Origin of the sequence: Oribacterium sp. HCP3S3_B9, from assembly GCF_052064255.1 — a bacterium.
Taxonomy (GTDB): Bacteria; Bacillota; Clostridia; order Lachnospirales; family Lachnospiraceae; genus Oribacterium.
Genome location: NZ_JBQHVY010000014.1, coordinates 60,477 through 75,501, shown reverse-complemented (window position 1 = coordinate 75,501; position 15,025 = coordinate 60,477). Strand labels below are relative to the sequence as shown.

The window sequence follows — 15,025 nt, the reverse complement described above, 5'->3', positions numbered from 1 at the left end:
TCCACCACTGTGAATGCCAGTGGGAAGACTGAGACTAAAATACTCTCGTTTTCCATGATTATGGCATTTTCAAAAGTATCAAACTAGCCGCACTGACACTGAGCGCTTACGCAACATATAATTTGTTTAGAGTTGAAGTTTTTATCTTTTTAGGGTTAAACTTTTCGCTATCAAGGTTATCCAGTCCATCAGTCAGAATCACGCAGGCTGAATCGACGGTGTCTCCTTTAGAGTACGACCAATTAAGTGCCCGAAATGAATAGTTCGCTGCTTCTTGGAAAACCAATTTCGTAATCTGGTTATTGTTTAGAACAGATACAGCATCATCGACCCATATCACAGAACCCGTATGATCTCCGCTTGATGTAATCTCAATCCCCAGTTTCTGGCTGACATAGTTACATACATCCGTCGAACACCGACGAGATTTTGCAAGTGTCGATGTATCTACAGTAAACCCTTCCTTGATGATACTTGCGACAAAATCATCATAGCTAACTTCGCCCTTATTGTTCTTAAATGGCTTGCCCGAATTATTCGTGGCCGAAACGGAATGTTGATGATAATCGCCTACAAGAACAACATCCTCAAGCTGTTTTGCCAAAGCCATAATTAACTCATAATCATGCTCTCGAAAATCCTGGAACTCATCAATCAGCACACAATCATAAAACATATTGAGACGTGCTGCTACTCTTTTAATAAGAGATTCTCGATTCTTCTTTACTTGTAAAACCAGTTCGGACAGGGTTGCACAGTAATATTGTCCCCTCATGGTGACATAGTGTGCAAGCCTATCTTTTTTCTTATAAAGCGGATTAGCAACAGGCTTTCCATTGCTATTCTTTATTGTTTGTGGTGGAGGATCCAGTGTACAGATTCCACGACTAACAAACTTTGGACAACCGAAGTGTTCAGCTATGCTCGGTTCATACGGTAATACCATCTGATGATAGACGAACGAATCAAAAGTAGATACCGTCGTTAATTCAGGCACACCCCCATGTGCATCACATAGTTCTTTTTGGATATTGTAAATATTCTCGTGGGTAAAAGCCAGTATCAAATTACGCTTTGTCGGGTCTATCTCATGGCAGATATGATAGGTTTTCCCCGCACCGGCTACTGCCAAGATTACTCTCTTAGCCATCCAATCGCATCCTTTACGTACTGCGGAACAGCAAATGTTTTGCCAGAAGTAAGCATTTGATATGCCACATCAACTTTGTGGTTTAACATCTTACCTAACACAGCACCGTAATCCTTGTCATGGAACTTATAAGCTGCTCCTGCCTGAACATCAATCATCCCATCCAAGATATCTTTATTCGCTTTGTAAATACAGGCTTCCCAAGTCCATTCATCTACTGTCTCACCCATAAAAATGTGCTGTAGATCGTTAGCTTGATTAAAGAACGTCGCGTCTGCTATTCTCTCACTTTTCTCGTCATTATCTGTAACAACAGCAATTTTCTTATCCGTTGCTTTTGCAATTTCGAGATAACGCTTATAAGAAATACCATTGCAAGAAATCACAGAAATACCATCTTCCTCGATGGTGTGATTTGTGATTTGCTTGTAGAACAATGGAAGAAGGAGAGCCTCTGTCGCACCCTCAACCAGAATCACTTTTTTTGATAACAGCAACTGCAAGAAAGCGTTGTCATCTGCTCGAACGAAGAACTCAGCCACATCAGACTTAACCCCATTAAGGCTTTTAACTCCATCTTTGGTAATCCATAGAACATTGTTCAAATTCAATCGGCTGGCAATCATGTTGTTATGAGTTGCCACGATAATCTGCGAATTTTCCTGCTGATCTGAGATCTGCTGGAGCATTTTTCTCAGAGTCGAAAAGCTAAGATGATTCTCCGGTTCTTCCATCAAGATAACATCCAATCCATTCGCTCTATTCAATGCAATCTGTGTCTTAATAAGACTCTCCATGCCACTACCACGATTCTCAAGAGCGATGGAGTCTTCATAAATAGACAGTACCGTTTCCAGAACAACCTTCTTACTGTCTACACCAAACTTCTGATTTTCACTAAGTGCAGGCAAATCAAGGTTATCAAATGCTTCAATCAGCTTATCTCTAAACTCGTTCTTAACCCTTGCTTTCGTCGCATCATCATATCTGCTCGCAAACAAAGTCCTGTTGAAGTAGTTAAACGACGGAGCCGATGCGCTGCTTGTTGTGTCAATTGCTAAAAAGTTAAGTGGTCTTTTGATCGTCTGATATGGGCGATTAGCAAAGGTTGTCCAATTCAGTGTATAATATTCATACGGAATCTTACCCTCCTTAATGGATTGTTCCATGCCGGTGCCAAGTTCCTCATCATACTTGCATTCGAATCGAATGCCGAATTTCTCAGCCTGCTGCTTTTTCTGCCCATAAGCTTCTCCATAAAAGTAAGAAGCGTTTTTTTGCTGAGGATCAAGTGTCAGTTCTACCTCGATATAGATTCGAGGCAGCGTCCTAACGCTCGGTTCGGCCTTAAATGCAGCTACCATCTGCGTATTGAACAGGTCACGCAATATTGATTTGTCAGCATTACGATACTGCTGATTCAACACAGTTTTAATTGCATCTAAAATAGTGCTTTTGCCAGCTTCATTCTCGCCAACAAGAATATTCATGTGTTCATTAAGCTCCACATCCAAGGAGGTAAATTTCTTAAATCCCTTTATGTACAGCGATTTTATATAGTTCAAGTGAAGTCCCCCCTGATTTATTATCTTTAAGAATTCTACACGAGCCTTCCCGAAAGATAGCTTATTGCAATTTTTTATAGTTTGTACAACATTACCAAGTCCCAGAAGTCGTACTTCTCCCGACTCGACTGATCGATGGAAAGGCCTTCGAGTAACCAACGGAACTCCCTTTTCATAAGGTTGCGAACTTTAGATGCATGGCGCGGCCACTGAAATCGAATGCACCCGAACCTCTCTGTCGATCGGGTGCTCCAATATATTTATCAGAACAACCTCCTGCTTGCTGACCCATTATACGCTTCGCAGTATATCTCAGCCCTCAAAAAGGTCTATCAGAACTTTTAATAATTTAATTCTGATTTTTGATATTGGTTTGCGTTTTACATCATCTTTTTTTATATCCATCAGCAAACCATTCAATAGTTTAGTTTCTTTCGTATTTAAATTATAGTCCTTTAATAAGCCACATTCTATAATTAAAGTATTCATCATAGCTCTGTAACTTTTTATTGCTTTTATTTCAAAGTAATCTCCATAAGTTTTACCAAAATACTTTTTATAGAAGTTATAACCAATCGCACTTTCAATCGCTCTTGTTGCACTAGAACTGCCTTGCCAAATCCCCTTAGAATGAATTCTATAAACAGACAATACATCCTTCATCACATACATTTTGCCTAGTTCAAGATGTATTATTCTTCTAAAATCTTCGCCTCTTAATGCACAATTTTCAAATGTGTTCACTGCATCTTTATAACATTGTGGCAGTCCATTGACAAAAATAGAATTTCTAATCAATAATGCCGATGTATGCACAAAAGGTATTTCGTCTCTTAATAGTGAGCAAAACGAATAGCTAGTATTAGTTTTTTCCCTTTTAATTACGTATCCAGACAACTTATCATTCACTAAATACTGAGTATTTCCACCGCAAAGCATGTATTCCCTATGGGTATCAAGATAATCAACCTGTTTTTGCAGATGATCTTCTCCTAGCCAATAGTCATCTCCATCCAAAAAAGAAAAATACTCACTTTGTAACCCATCAAAAACTCGATTTGAGTTTGCGAGTGATCCTTCATTTTTTTTATTTAACATTAATTCAATCTTTTCTGGATATTTACTGCGATATTCTTTTAATATTCGAATTGTATTATCTGTCGAACAATCATCCGCAACTATTATTTTATAGGAGAAATTAGTCTTTTGCATAAGAACACTGTCAAGTGCTTGTGCAATATATTTTTCAAGATTATATGTAGTTATAACTACCGCAACTTTATTCATGTTTTTTTCCTACTTCTCTATATATTGCCTTCCTTAATAAATTTAATAAATAATCCAGCTCATCGCTTTTAATGAATAGCGGGATCGAGCACACTATAGCTATAATCACAGAAATAATACCTTTAACCAAGAATTCAATATATAGATTACTAATTATACAATGTTTGAAAATTATATGCTGTAAGAGTAACATTACAAAGTATGACACACTAATTCTAACCCACATGGATAAATAGCTAACAGAACTTGTTTTAAACTTCTCACCAAAAATCAATATCGTTTTTAACACCAATTGAGTAACCTGTGTACATACTGTTCCTAAAAAGATACCGCTTATTCCTATTTTTTTTCCTAAAACAATAGATACTATAAGATTTATAGTACTTCCAACTATAGCTATATTCTTATCTTTTCTAAAAAGTCCAGATACTTCTAGAAATTGCCATAAAGGATCACAGCAAATTTCTATAAACAAATTAAGTATTGCTATATTAATTATCATATCCGGCATTATGAACGCATCACCAATCCATATTTTGATAAATGGTTTTAATACAGCCACAGAACCTGAAGACATGATCATTGCAAACACAAAAAATACATATGTTAATCGCCTTAATACTTCAATACAATGCTCAGTTTCAGCTGTTACATTTAAATTTCCTATGCTTGCCGCCAGCCCATTTATCAATTGTTGCCTTATAGTTCTTATAACACTAAATATCATAGAATAATTACTATACAGGCCGACTTGCCTAGTACTAACCAATACAGATATTAAAATATTATCTGTAGAACTAGTAAAGACGCTTGAAACTCGCTTTATAAATATATTCTTAATGTTCGCAAATATTTCTCTTCTTTCCGATATATCAAGTTTTTCTTTATAATCCAAATACTGATACCGATTATCAACAATTTTAGAAAGTATAGTATTGGTTATTATTCCTTGCACTATTAAAAGCATTAAATAGGTCACATAGTTTCTAAAAAGTAATAGAAATAACACTATAATTATAGTAGTCACCAATTTCACAATTGCCGTAATCACAGAAACAACATATTGCTTTTGGTCTGCATTTAATAGTGAAGTTTTATAAGCAAATATATAACTACTTGAAGTTTTGACAACAAAGAGAAAAAAAATCAGCCTAATATATGACAAAGAGAACTCAACATCGGTAATCAAAACATGCACCCATGGAATCACACATATACCTATCGCAAGTGTAACAATAGCGATTGTATTGTACGCTGTTCGATACAAAGTCATAAGCTGATTTATTTTTCTATAATTATTTTCACTAATTGGTTTGTATAAACTATAAATAATAGCCATACCAACCCCTAATTCAGCAAGTGATATAACCGTAATTACTTCGGTAAACAATCCGTTAAGACCTAACACCTCCGTGCCCAGTGTTTTAACCAAAACAGTTCTACTTACAAACGATACCAAAGTATTTATTATTGTCGCTATTATTCCATAAGATATGTTCTTGAGGCTATTTTCAGTTCTTGAACCACTACTCATATAATTATATAATCCAATCCTATAGTTTTATTTTCCACATCTCATACACATTCGTACGACCGCCAAATCCTTCTTTTTGTGAAATCAAGCCTTCATTTAATACTTTTCCTGCACTTTCAGTAGAGATTCCAAAATCGAGCCATTTTTTGCCAGCTCTGTAAGTCTCAATTACGTGATTTATAGTCAAATCCAGTGCGCCTATTCGTCTCGCTTCTTCGTTTGCTGCCATATACTGTGTATGAATCACTTGACCATATTCAAATACTATGGTTCCTGCAATAATATTCTCCTCTTTTAATACTCCATATAAATGTATATTGTCAGGGAAAGCGTCATGAAGCAAGTTCATCTCATCCCCAGTATGAACAGCATGTGTATTATGATGTTCAGATAAAACTTCATTCTCCAAGGCAATAAAGTCCTCATAAGATTTATGATCTTTTAGCTCTTTTACTACGCAGCCTTCTCGTTTTGCTCTGGATATTTGTGCTTTACGTCCTTTAGGCATTTTCAATGGCGCTTCTAAGTTTATAACTGTCGCAGCTTCAACTTTCACCAAAGTAGCACCTTTTATAAAAAGTGCATAACGATCCTCTTCCGAAGGTTGTTCATGATAAATATGCGGTATCACTTTATAATTAATCTCATGAAATCCTTTTTCTTTTGCATATATAATTAACTGTTCAACACAAACATCCATAATATGCTGCTTCATTTTTGAATTGGTAATAAATCCCCCATACGTTAATCCACCATGCGAAGTTAATACGCCTTCCTTTTCACTCATTGGTAAGAGCGCCACAAGTTCATCATCCAGATAAAACATCAATGAATGATCCTGGAAGCGGTCTTCATGATAATCCATATAATTACGGTCAAACATAAATAAAGGATTTTTTGCCGTTTTATTAAATAGATTCCAAATAACCTTATCGCTCTCTGTATACCTTCTAATAGAAATCATTTTATCCTCTAATAATCATCAGCAAATATTGGTCAAGCATCAAACTTATTAATTAACTCAATCACATAATTCACTTGTTCATCTGAAATACCATAAAACATCGGCAAGCTTAATTCTGTAGCACTGATTTCTTCAGCGATAGGTAATTCACCTTTTTGTATTCCTAAATCTTCATAACACTTTTGAAGATGCATTGGAATTGGGTAATGCTTATTAGTTCCAACCCCATTGTCATTTAAATACTTTTCCAATTCATCACGGCGCTTGCAACGAATCGCAAAAATATGCCATACCGGATCAGCCTCCGGAATGACATATGGTAAAACAACATTCTTATTGTGTATACCCTCTAAATACATCTGTGCGATGCGACGTCGTTCATTATTCATCATGTCAAGATGTGGCAACTTTGCAGCAAGGAATGCCGCCTGCATCTCATCCAGCCTAGAATTATTCCCCTGGTAAATGTGGTGATACTTATAATCTGATCCATAATTCCCCAAAGCTCGGATTTTATCTGCCAGTTCCTTACTATTAGTAATCGATGCTCCAGCGTCGCCAAGTGCCCCCAGATTTTTTCCAGGATAGAAACTAAAACCTGCTGCATCTCCAAAAGATCCAATACGTTTTCCTTTATATGTGGCACCATGTGCCTGCGCACAATCTTCCACAACATATAAATGATTCTTTCGCGCTATCTCCATAATTGGATCCATATCACACGGCTGACCATAAAGATGTACTGGCATAATAGCCTTTGTTTTCTCTGTAATCTTCCCCTCAATTTTTAATGGGTCAATGTTAAACGTACGAATATCAGGTTCCACAAAAACAGGCGTTGCTCCAGTATAAGTTACTGCTAACGCCGTTGCTATAAAAGTATTAGATGGAACAATAACCTCGTCTCCTTCATGAATATCAAGCGCCTTTAATGCCAGCATTAAAGCGTCTAGTCCATTTCCTGTACCCACACAGTAATTTACATTGCAATAGTCTGCAAATGCTTTTTCAAACGAATCGTCTTCTCTTCCTTCAATATACCAGCTTCGCTCGTACACTCGGTTAAAAGCGCCCCGTAGCTCTTTATCCAGCTCATGCTCCATTGGTAAAAAACTCACAAATGGTACCTTCATTATTTATTCTCCTCTTCAGCTCCAGTTGTATCATCACAGTTTTTAACAAATTTCAAAAACTCATCGTAGTCACGTATGTAGTCTGACTCATCATACAACTCAGAAGCTAATACCAACAATACAGCATCTGGTGAAAAATCAAACATCTCTCGCCACATATTATTAGCAACATATAGGCCTTCATACGGTTTCTCAAGAGGGACTACCTTTTTTTCTCTTCCATTATCCAGCAAAATTTTACAGCTGCCATGAATGCAAACCAAAATCTGTTGTAAGCATTTATGTGCATGAAATCCACGAGTAACCCCTTCAGCTGTATCATACATATAATAAACGCGCTTAATTCTGAACGGTATATCCTTAAACTCTTCTAGAGCAACCAACTGACCTCGATTATCGCCATGAGGCTGGAAAACGTATTTTATAACTTGCATTTGTAGTCCTCCGCATGTAGGCAACTAACTGTTTTTCTCTTTTTGAACTTTCTAAATAGCATATTTTTAAGTTTTCCTTGTATACAGTACTTCAATATAGGAATTTGCTTTCGTTTATATGCATTAATTATCCGTTTTTGAAATGGAGTCAATTCAATAAGAGGGGTACTAAGTAGAATTTCATTTGTAGCGTTCCAATCTCGCTTTAATCTTCTAGCCCATTCTAAATTACCCGACGTGGATATACCACTCCCATATTCATACAGCATTGTAATCTTTGGATAATATCCCGATTTAATGCCATCAAACATCATAAGACGCCACATATTATCTTCTGCATACTTTACTTTATTAATAATTCTTTTACAATAATCGTATGCCAATTGAGTCTTGCAAATCATTGTTGCGCCCAAAGCAATGTCATCTAAAGCAACATAGTTCCATCTACATTGTTCAAAATCCAAATTGATATATGGAGACATGTCATTAGGAAAAGCTTGACAACTCAGTATTTCATTCTTATCACCAACTTTTTTGTAATAAGCAGCTTCAGAAAACGTCCAGGCAAATTCTCGCGCTTTTAAAAAGGCTATCCAATCACTCAAAGTACTTTTATCTGCCAGCATGTCCCCTGGGCTGATGTCTTTAATATATTCTCCAGCTGCAACCTGTAATCCCGAAAACAAATTACATACCGTCCCTCTGTTTTGCTTATTAAAAACCAGGTGATACTCTTCTATATCATGCCGAGTCAAATACTCTTCAATCTTGTCTTTATAATTATTTGTAGATCCATCATCTGCAATTATAAGCTCATATGATATTCCTTCTTGCATTATTACAGAGTCCAAAGTTGCCTCAAGTTTTTCCCACACTGCATTATAAGTCAGTACTATAATTGATACGTCAAACATTCTACTCATTATCACTTTTTCCATACTCAATAATTCCACATAATTTGTCATTTATAGCGTAAGCGCTCAGTGTTTGCAGAATACGCTAACTGGCTATAGGAATATCTTCAGACTTCCACATTCATCGTTTTGTTAAAATCACACTCACAAAATATAAAGTTTGTGCTGATTCGTTTTAAATTTCCCTCTACCTTTCCTTAACGTATGTCTAATTCACTTTTTTTGGCATCCATTCTAATTGTTTTTTATCTTTTAGCTTTCTATACAAATCACCAATATGCTTTCTTATTTCATCATTACTCAATTTACTATAGTCAATCTTAATTAATTCATTAATAAGTTCCGGCTCAAATCTATATTTAATAATCTTAGCAGGGACTCCACCGACTATTGCATATGGAGGCACGTTTTTTGTAACCACTGCTCCAGCAGCGATTACTGCACCTTGACCAACATGAACCCCTGATAAAATAATTGCACCCTGGCCGATCCAAACATCGTCATCTATTATAATGTCGCCTTTTGAAGTAGCATCTATATCTGTTTTTAAAATATTACTTTTAAAAGGATATGTTGATATTTTATCTAGATCATGATCCGCTCCCAAAAGAAATCTTACTTCTCCTGCTATTGAGCAATAGTTCCCGATATACAAATCGTTGTCCGTGTTTGGGGCGGAAACATAAATATCACCATATGTATAATTACCAATATGAATCTTGTTCATATCACCGTAGACTTGATTATATATTGTAAAATTATTTTTATTGATCCTTCTCCATTTTCTCTTTAAGAAATATCGTTTAATATAATAAATCATCTTCATCTTCTCTTCAAAGCATTGGCGATGCTATAAATGACTATTTTCATAACATAATCTATATTATTAAGTAATTCAGCTATGTAAAGCATTATACCTTGCAAATCCGAATAATACTTAATGTAAATCATTTTAGATTCGTGGAAACATTTTCTATCAAATAATTTTTTCTTATAGTTAAGCAAACTTTTATCTTTAGTTGTATGATTATGCACAACATATTCGTCAAGTAGCATTACTTCCTTTTTGTTAATCCTTTTAATCTTTTCTCCCAAGATGCTCTCTTCAAAATATAAAAATGTTCTTTCATCAAAATAATTGACCGATTCTAAATCCTTTATTTTAGCCATAAAAAAGCATCCTGGAATCGCATCTACCTCAGCAAGATTATTCTTGACTTTTACCTCGACATAAGCATTATTAATTTCTTTTAATAATACTTTACCTAAAAAAGTCCCCGCCCATATAAGCTGTTTTTTCTCTGGAAGTTTCCATCCAAAATCTTTAAATCCTCTCCATTCATCATTAAAAATAATTTGACATGAAGCAATAGCATATTGTATGTCATTATCCAAGACTTCTTTTAACCTATAGACTGTTTTTTCATAAGGTATAATAATGTCGGGATTCAGCAATAAAACATATTTTATCTCTGGCCACTTATTTCTGATATATTGAAATCCTCTATTATTTCCAGCAGCATATCCCACGTTATCAGAATTTGATAACACAACTACATTTTTTTGGTTTTCTAAAGTTTTATTAATATGTTTCAAAGACTCATCTGTCGAACAGTTATCTACAATCAATATCTTCAAATTTTCAAATTGTCTCAGCAAATTACCGACGCAAGATATTGTCAAATGAGCAGAATTATAGTTCAATATCAATGCTACTATATCTTGTATTTCTGTTTTCACGCATTCTCCCTTCTGATTATTCTATATAAAAAATTAATTTTAAGAATTAATTTCACATTTAGAAAGTAGATACTTCCGATTTCTCAAAAGCAAAAATGTCAGTGCCATTTGCGGATAAAACAGATACATCTCATTATAGAAATCCATCATAACTGTAATAAGTATTGCCGCCAAAAAACAATTTGCCATAACTGATATTCTATCTTTATTTTTCTTGTTCCTAGTTAATTTAAAGAAAAACATCCCCATAGAGCTAACTGCAAGTAATCCGCCATGATACAATAAGTCCATAAAATAATTATGTGGATGATCTATGAGTAATTTCTCACTGGAAAACAGTTTATCTTCAATACCACATCCCCACAATGGAGATTTAGCAATATAATAGAACTCCGTGTCAAAAAAAATCAATCTTGCTTTTATACTATAATATTTTCCTACTTGTTTAAGGTAATTCCAAATATTTTCAAAACCTGAGTTTAATTTTATCAGCAATAAGAACATCGCTATGATGCATAAAATAATCACTTTGGAATTCAACCACTTAAACTGCTTTTTTCCATAAATAACACCAATGTATATTACAATTATGAAAATCATCATAACATAAGTTGTTTTAGCACCAACATACAAAAATGCAGCGCAAAAAATAGCTAACGCAAATAAAGTAATTTTATATGTACGTTTTTTATTCACATACATTGCATAGATCACGAGAAAAAACATCGATGAAATAAACAACAAGCCTGATGTATTATCAAAGCCCCATAAATAGTTAGACTTTTCAGTATATGTATCACCAACTATTTGATACATACCATTTGGATAATATATAAACATTGATAATGATGTAAGAACCGCCATAAATATGGTTGGATAAGTAAAATTTCTTACCGCTAAATACTCATTTTCATTGTAAAGCCATACCAAATACACTACTAAAGACACGTTAGACATTAATTGAACAACTGCACTTTTTATATCAGCCTGATTAATAATTGTTGAAATAAAATATATGACCTGTATTAAAATCAAATAAAAAATGGGCAAATTGTTTTTCTTTTCTTTCCGTTTACAACAGCAACAAAAAATAACGCCGGCAGAAATGACTTTCCACAAATTAAAAAAGCTATTAAACGCTCCGGTAATTTCAGAAGCAGGTTTAATATATGGAAGAATAATCAAAAATGCTCCTAATTTTGATTTTATAAAGCTGGACAAAGACATCACGACGTACTCTCCATATATATATTTTCAATCTGTTTCGCAGAATCAGCCACATCATATCCTGCCATTTTCAGTTCACTATAAGTACTCTTTCGTTTACTATCTTGTACGTCATAGATTTTTTCGGCCCATTTTCTCGGTCCGTCTGACAGATTCATTTTTATATATACGCTTGATGCATTTAATTCGCCTGGAAGGTGTGATGCACAAATAGTAGGTAAACCATTTGCTTGAGCCTCTATAGCAGAAATTCCTAACCCTTCAAATTGTGAAGGAAATACAAATACATCCGCCGCACACAATAATTCATTTATGTCTTTTCGATTTTTCAAAAAAATAACTTTATTCGACAGTTTTTTTTCTAAAATCATCGTTTTAATCTTGTTCTCATTTCTACCCGCACCACCAATCAACAACAAAATAGCATTATTCTCTAGTTTTAAATATTCTTCAAATATCGAGATGATAAATTCATGATTTTTCTCTTTTGAAAATCGACCAACATGACACAATACTTTTTTATCTACAATATTCAATTCTTTTCTTTTTTCTGATCGCACTTCTTCGTCAAATGAAAATTTATGCAAATCTATTCCATTTTTAATAATCTGAAATTTATTACTATTAATAACTGTTTTAGGAAATTTATAGTTTCCTGCATCATATGAACACGCCAAATAGTATGATGCGTTCTTTTCGATATATTTATCTGAAATAAATTTCGCCACCTCATGTGAAATTGTTTCATATCCTGTAGCATGAGAATGGACAATAACTTTCTTTATTCCTTTTTTATGGGCTATATACGATACCATTAATAAGGTTAATACGCTCCCGGAATGAATATGAACTACGTCATAATGTGTTTGCATGGCTTCTATTGCCGCAAATAGTATATGTAGCTTTCTGAATTTCGAATCAAATTTTTTATTACACGCAAATACACAGTCTCTGCGTTCTTTTGTCAAAGATATAAGTTCTTTATTATCCGCATGAAATGGTGTAAAAAAGCAGAAACTGTTGGCATGTGAAAAATTATTATATATATTCACAACAAATGATTCTTGTCCACCATAACTTATTGGCTCACCAAAAAACTCCAGAATTTTCATGATTTTTGTTCCTTTTCAGTTTCTATTACGGGTTTAAATTTTATCCCATCAAAAAAAGATTTCCAAATCAAAATGATTTTTTTTGCCTTACCTTGTGGAGTCTTTAACAATATTTTAAAGCTATGATATACCATTCTGAGCAGCAAATATATCCATCCTTTTATTCCTTCGCGCCTAAAAACAAATACCTCATTTCTATATACAAGTTTATACCGCCATAAGCGGTCATCGGAATCATTTTCGATTCCTACTTTTGCATTACTCTTCATTTCATGAACAACTCTGCTCATAGAAACCGCATAACATGGGTTGTCTTTCGATATTCTTCTCGAATATTCCAAATCATCAGACCAAATAATAAAATCCTTAATTGGAAAACCATATTTCTCAACCATTTCTCTACTGACAAAAAATGAAACAAATGTCGCCATTATGACTGCATTATATTTTTTACCTAAATCAAGATTCTTGTTCAAGATACTTGTTCGTTGAATATTCATATTGCACAAACTTCCATCTTGCCATTCTGCAATGCTTGACAAAAAGCCAAATTCTTTCAATTCATTTTTAGCCACCAGTAATTCTTCTAGAGCGTTATCATACGGCATAGTATCATCATCCATCATCCAAAAGAAATCATATCCTAAAGCAAGAGCTTTTTTCATTCCATAATTAAAGCCGCCTGCTCCGCCCAGGTTACTACCAGTATTAAAATATCTTATAAATTCTTCTTTATTATCAAATAATTCTGCTGTACCATCTGTACTTCCATTATCAATCACCAAAATATCTAATGGAACTGTCTGATTTTGCAACTTTTTAATACATTTCTTTAAAAGCTCTTTTCTATTATATGTAACAACTATAGCGGCAACTTCGTTCATGATATTGTCCTTTAAAAACTGCCTTCATATTTTCGCCCCAAAAACTTGGCTTCTAAAAACGCAGCCCCTTTCTTCCACCAATTAATTCTTTCCATATGGATACACGGTATTTCTTTTATTTCTTCTTTACTGATTTCCCCTGATTGTAGTTTTTTATCAATCCATACATTAAATATAATTTCACTGACTCTGCCATAAAATCTGCCTTGAAACGAACTCAGTTCCTGCTGATTCATTTTCTTTTGTAAATCAAACAGAATACCGAAGAGCCATGAACAATAATCATTTAGAAGACTTCTATCCATAATCATCATATTAAACATATAACCATATGTTTGCTTAAGCACTTTATCATAGTTCTTTATATAATCCGGGTATTTTTCAAGAATTATTTTTCTTGTTTCGTCAAGATGAATGGCATAGTGTGTATGTGCATAATGACTATAAAGAGACTCAATATAATATTTTCTTTTTTGCGGTACAAAAATCTTAATTTTCCCCAAATATGGATTTAATTGATCATATGACAGTACATTTTGGAAACCACTTTTGTTTATTAACGAAAAATGCCTTCTATAATGAACAAGGCCAATATAATCTGCAGTAAGATTTTTCCAAGCCCAATATAAACCTGTCAGCTCACAAAAAGATGGATTTAATATAGATATATTATCTCCAGTATTATCCTTAGCATATCCAAAATCTAATGGCTTCCCATTCGCATCAATTTTACCTTCAGCACCTACTTGCAAAGGCATATACATTGCATCTAATGGCATCTCGTACTTTTTATGCGTGGCAATGATAATTTTCACAGAATATTCGCTTCGCTCACCCACTTTATCCTCATCACCTTCCGGAGTTACCATTCTTCTTATATTATTAAGCCTGCTCATACTTTCTTCTACTCATTTCTTATAAAGCAAATCTTAGATCCACTAATCAGCCCATATCTTTCCCACGACCACAGGCTATTTTTTCTTTAAAGCGTTAAACTCTTCAATCATTATTCATCTCATCTAAAAACAAAGTATTTCCAAAAGCCGCCATAACCACTCAATAAAAGTGTTTCCGAATTATA

Annotated in this window: 14 protein-coding genes; all 14 read right to left on the bottom strand. The window is 34.2% G+C overall.

The features are described from left to right. Positions 1-106: 106 nt before the first annotated feature. Complete coding sequence (locus tag ACTNC3_RS08055) at positions 107-1,150, bottom strand: UvrD-helicase domain-containing protein (RefSeq protein WP_441227081.1); 1,044 nt, start codon at positions 1,148-1,150, stop codon at positions 107-109. After that, a complete protein-coding gene (locus ACTNC3_RS08050) occupies positions 1,135-2,715 on the bottom strand; it encodes an ATP-dependent nuclease (protein ID WP_441227080.1) in 1,581 nt (526 codons plus the stop codon). Before ACTNC3_RS08050 ends, ACTNC3_RS08055 begins: the two co-directional genes overlap by 16 nt. 312 nt (positions 2,716-3,027) lie before the next feature. After that, positions 3,028-4,002, bottom strand: coding sequence for a glycosyltransferase family 2 protein (locus tag ACTNC3_RS08045; RefSeq protein ID WP_441227079.1), 975 nt, complete (start codon positions 4,000-4,002; stop codon positions 3,028-3,030). After that, positions 3,995-5,536: a lipopolysaccharide biosynthesis protein gene (locus tag ACTNC3_RS08040; RefSeq protein ID WP_441227078.1), complete on the bottom strand. Its 1,542-nt coding sequence runs from the start codon at positions 5,534-5,536 to the stop codon at positions 3,995-3,997. Before ACTNC3_RS08040 ends, ACTNC3_RS08045 begins: the two co-directional genes overlap by 8 nt. Positions 5,537-5,555: 19 nt before the next feature. Further along, positions 5,556-6,500, bottom strand: coding sequence for a GNAT family N-acetyltransferase (locus tag ACTNC3_RS08035; protein WP_441227077.1), 945 nt, complete (start codon positions 6,498-6,500; stop codon positions 5,556-5,558). A 32-nt stretch (positions 6,501-6,532) separates the two neighbouring features. Beyond that, positions 6,533-7,633 carry a DegT/DnrJ/EryC1/StrS family aminotransferase gene (locus ACTNC3_RS08030; protein ID WP_441227076.1) on the bottom strand — a complete coding sequence of 367 codons (1,101 nt, stop codon included), beginning with the start codon at positions 7,631-7,633 and terminating at the stop codon, positions 6,533-6,535. After that, the gene (locus ACTNC3_RS08025) at positions 7,633-8,067 is read right to left on the bottom strand and encodes a sugar 3,4-ketoisomerase (protein WP_441227075.1); all 435 of its coding nucleotides are present in this window, start codon (positions 8,065-8,067) and stop codon (positions 7,633-7,635) included. Before ACTNC3_RS08025 ends, ACTNC3_RS08030 begins: the two co-directional genes overlap by 1 nt. Then, entirely contained in the window at positions 8,055-9,005 is a 951-nt protein-coding gene (locus ACTNC3_RS08020; RefSeq protein WP_441227074.1) for a glycosyltransferase family 2 protein, read from the bottom strand. The genes ACTNC3_RS08025 and ACTNC3_RS08020 overlap by 13 nt, the downstream gene beginning before the upstream one ends. Positions 9,006-9,189: 184 nt before the next feature. Next, positions 9,190-9,801, bottom strand: coding sequence for a CatB-related O-acetyltransferase (locus ACTNC3_RS08015; protein WP_441227073.1), 612 nt, complete (start codon positions 9,799-9,801; stop codon positions 9,190-9,192). Between the two features lie 2 nt (positions 9,802-9,803). Further along, positions 9,804-10,721: a glycosyltransferase gene (locus ACTNC3_RS08010; protein ID WP_441227072.1), complete on the bottom strand. Its 918-nt coding sequence runs from the start codon at positions 10,719-10,721 to the stop codon at positions 9,804-9,806. A 39-nt stretch (positions 10,722-10,760) separates the two neighbouring features. Next, positions 10,761-11,948, bottom strand: a complete 1,188-nt coding sequence (locus ACTNC3_RS08005) for an O-antigen ligase family protein (RefSeq protein ID WP_441227071.1) — start codon at positions 11,946-11,948, stop codon at positions 10,761-10,763. Further along, entirely contained in the window at positions 11,948-13,060 is a 1,113-nt protein-coding gene (locus ACTNC3_RS08000; RefSeq protein WP_441227070.1) for a glycosyltransferase, read from the bottom strand. Before ACTNC3_RS08000 ends, ACTNC3_RS08005 begins: the two co-directional genes overlap by 1 nt. Beyond that, a complete protein-coding gene (locus ACTNC3_RS07995; protein ID WP_441227069.1) occupies positions 13,057-13,944 on the bottom strand; it encodes a glycosyltransferase family 2 protein in 888 nt (295 codons plus the stop codon). Before ACTNC3_RS07995 ends, ACTNC3_RS08000 begins: the two co-directional genes overlap by 4 nt. Positions 13,945-13,955: 11 nt before the next feature. Continuing rightward, entirely contained in the window at positions 13,956-14,840 is an 885-nt protein-coding gene (locus ACTNC3_RS07990) for a DUF4422 domain-containing protein (protein WP_441227068.1), read from the bottom strand. Between the last annotated feature and the right edge of the window lie 185 nt (positions 14,841-15,025).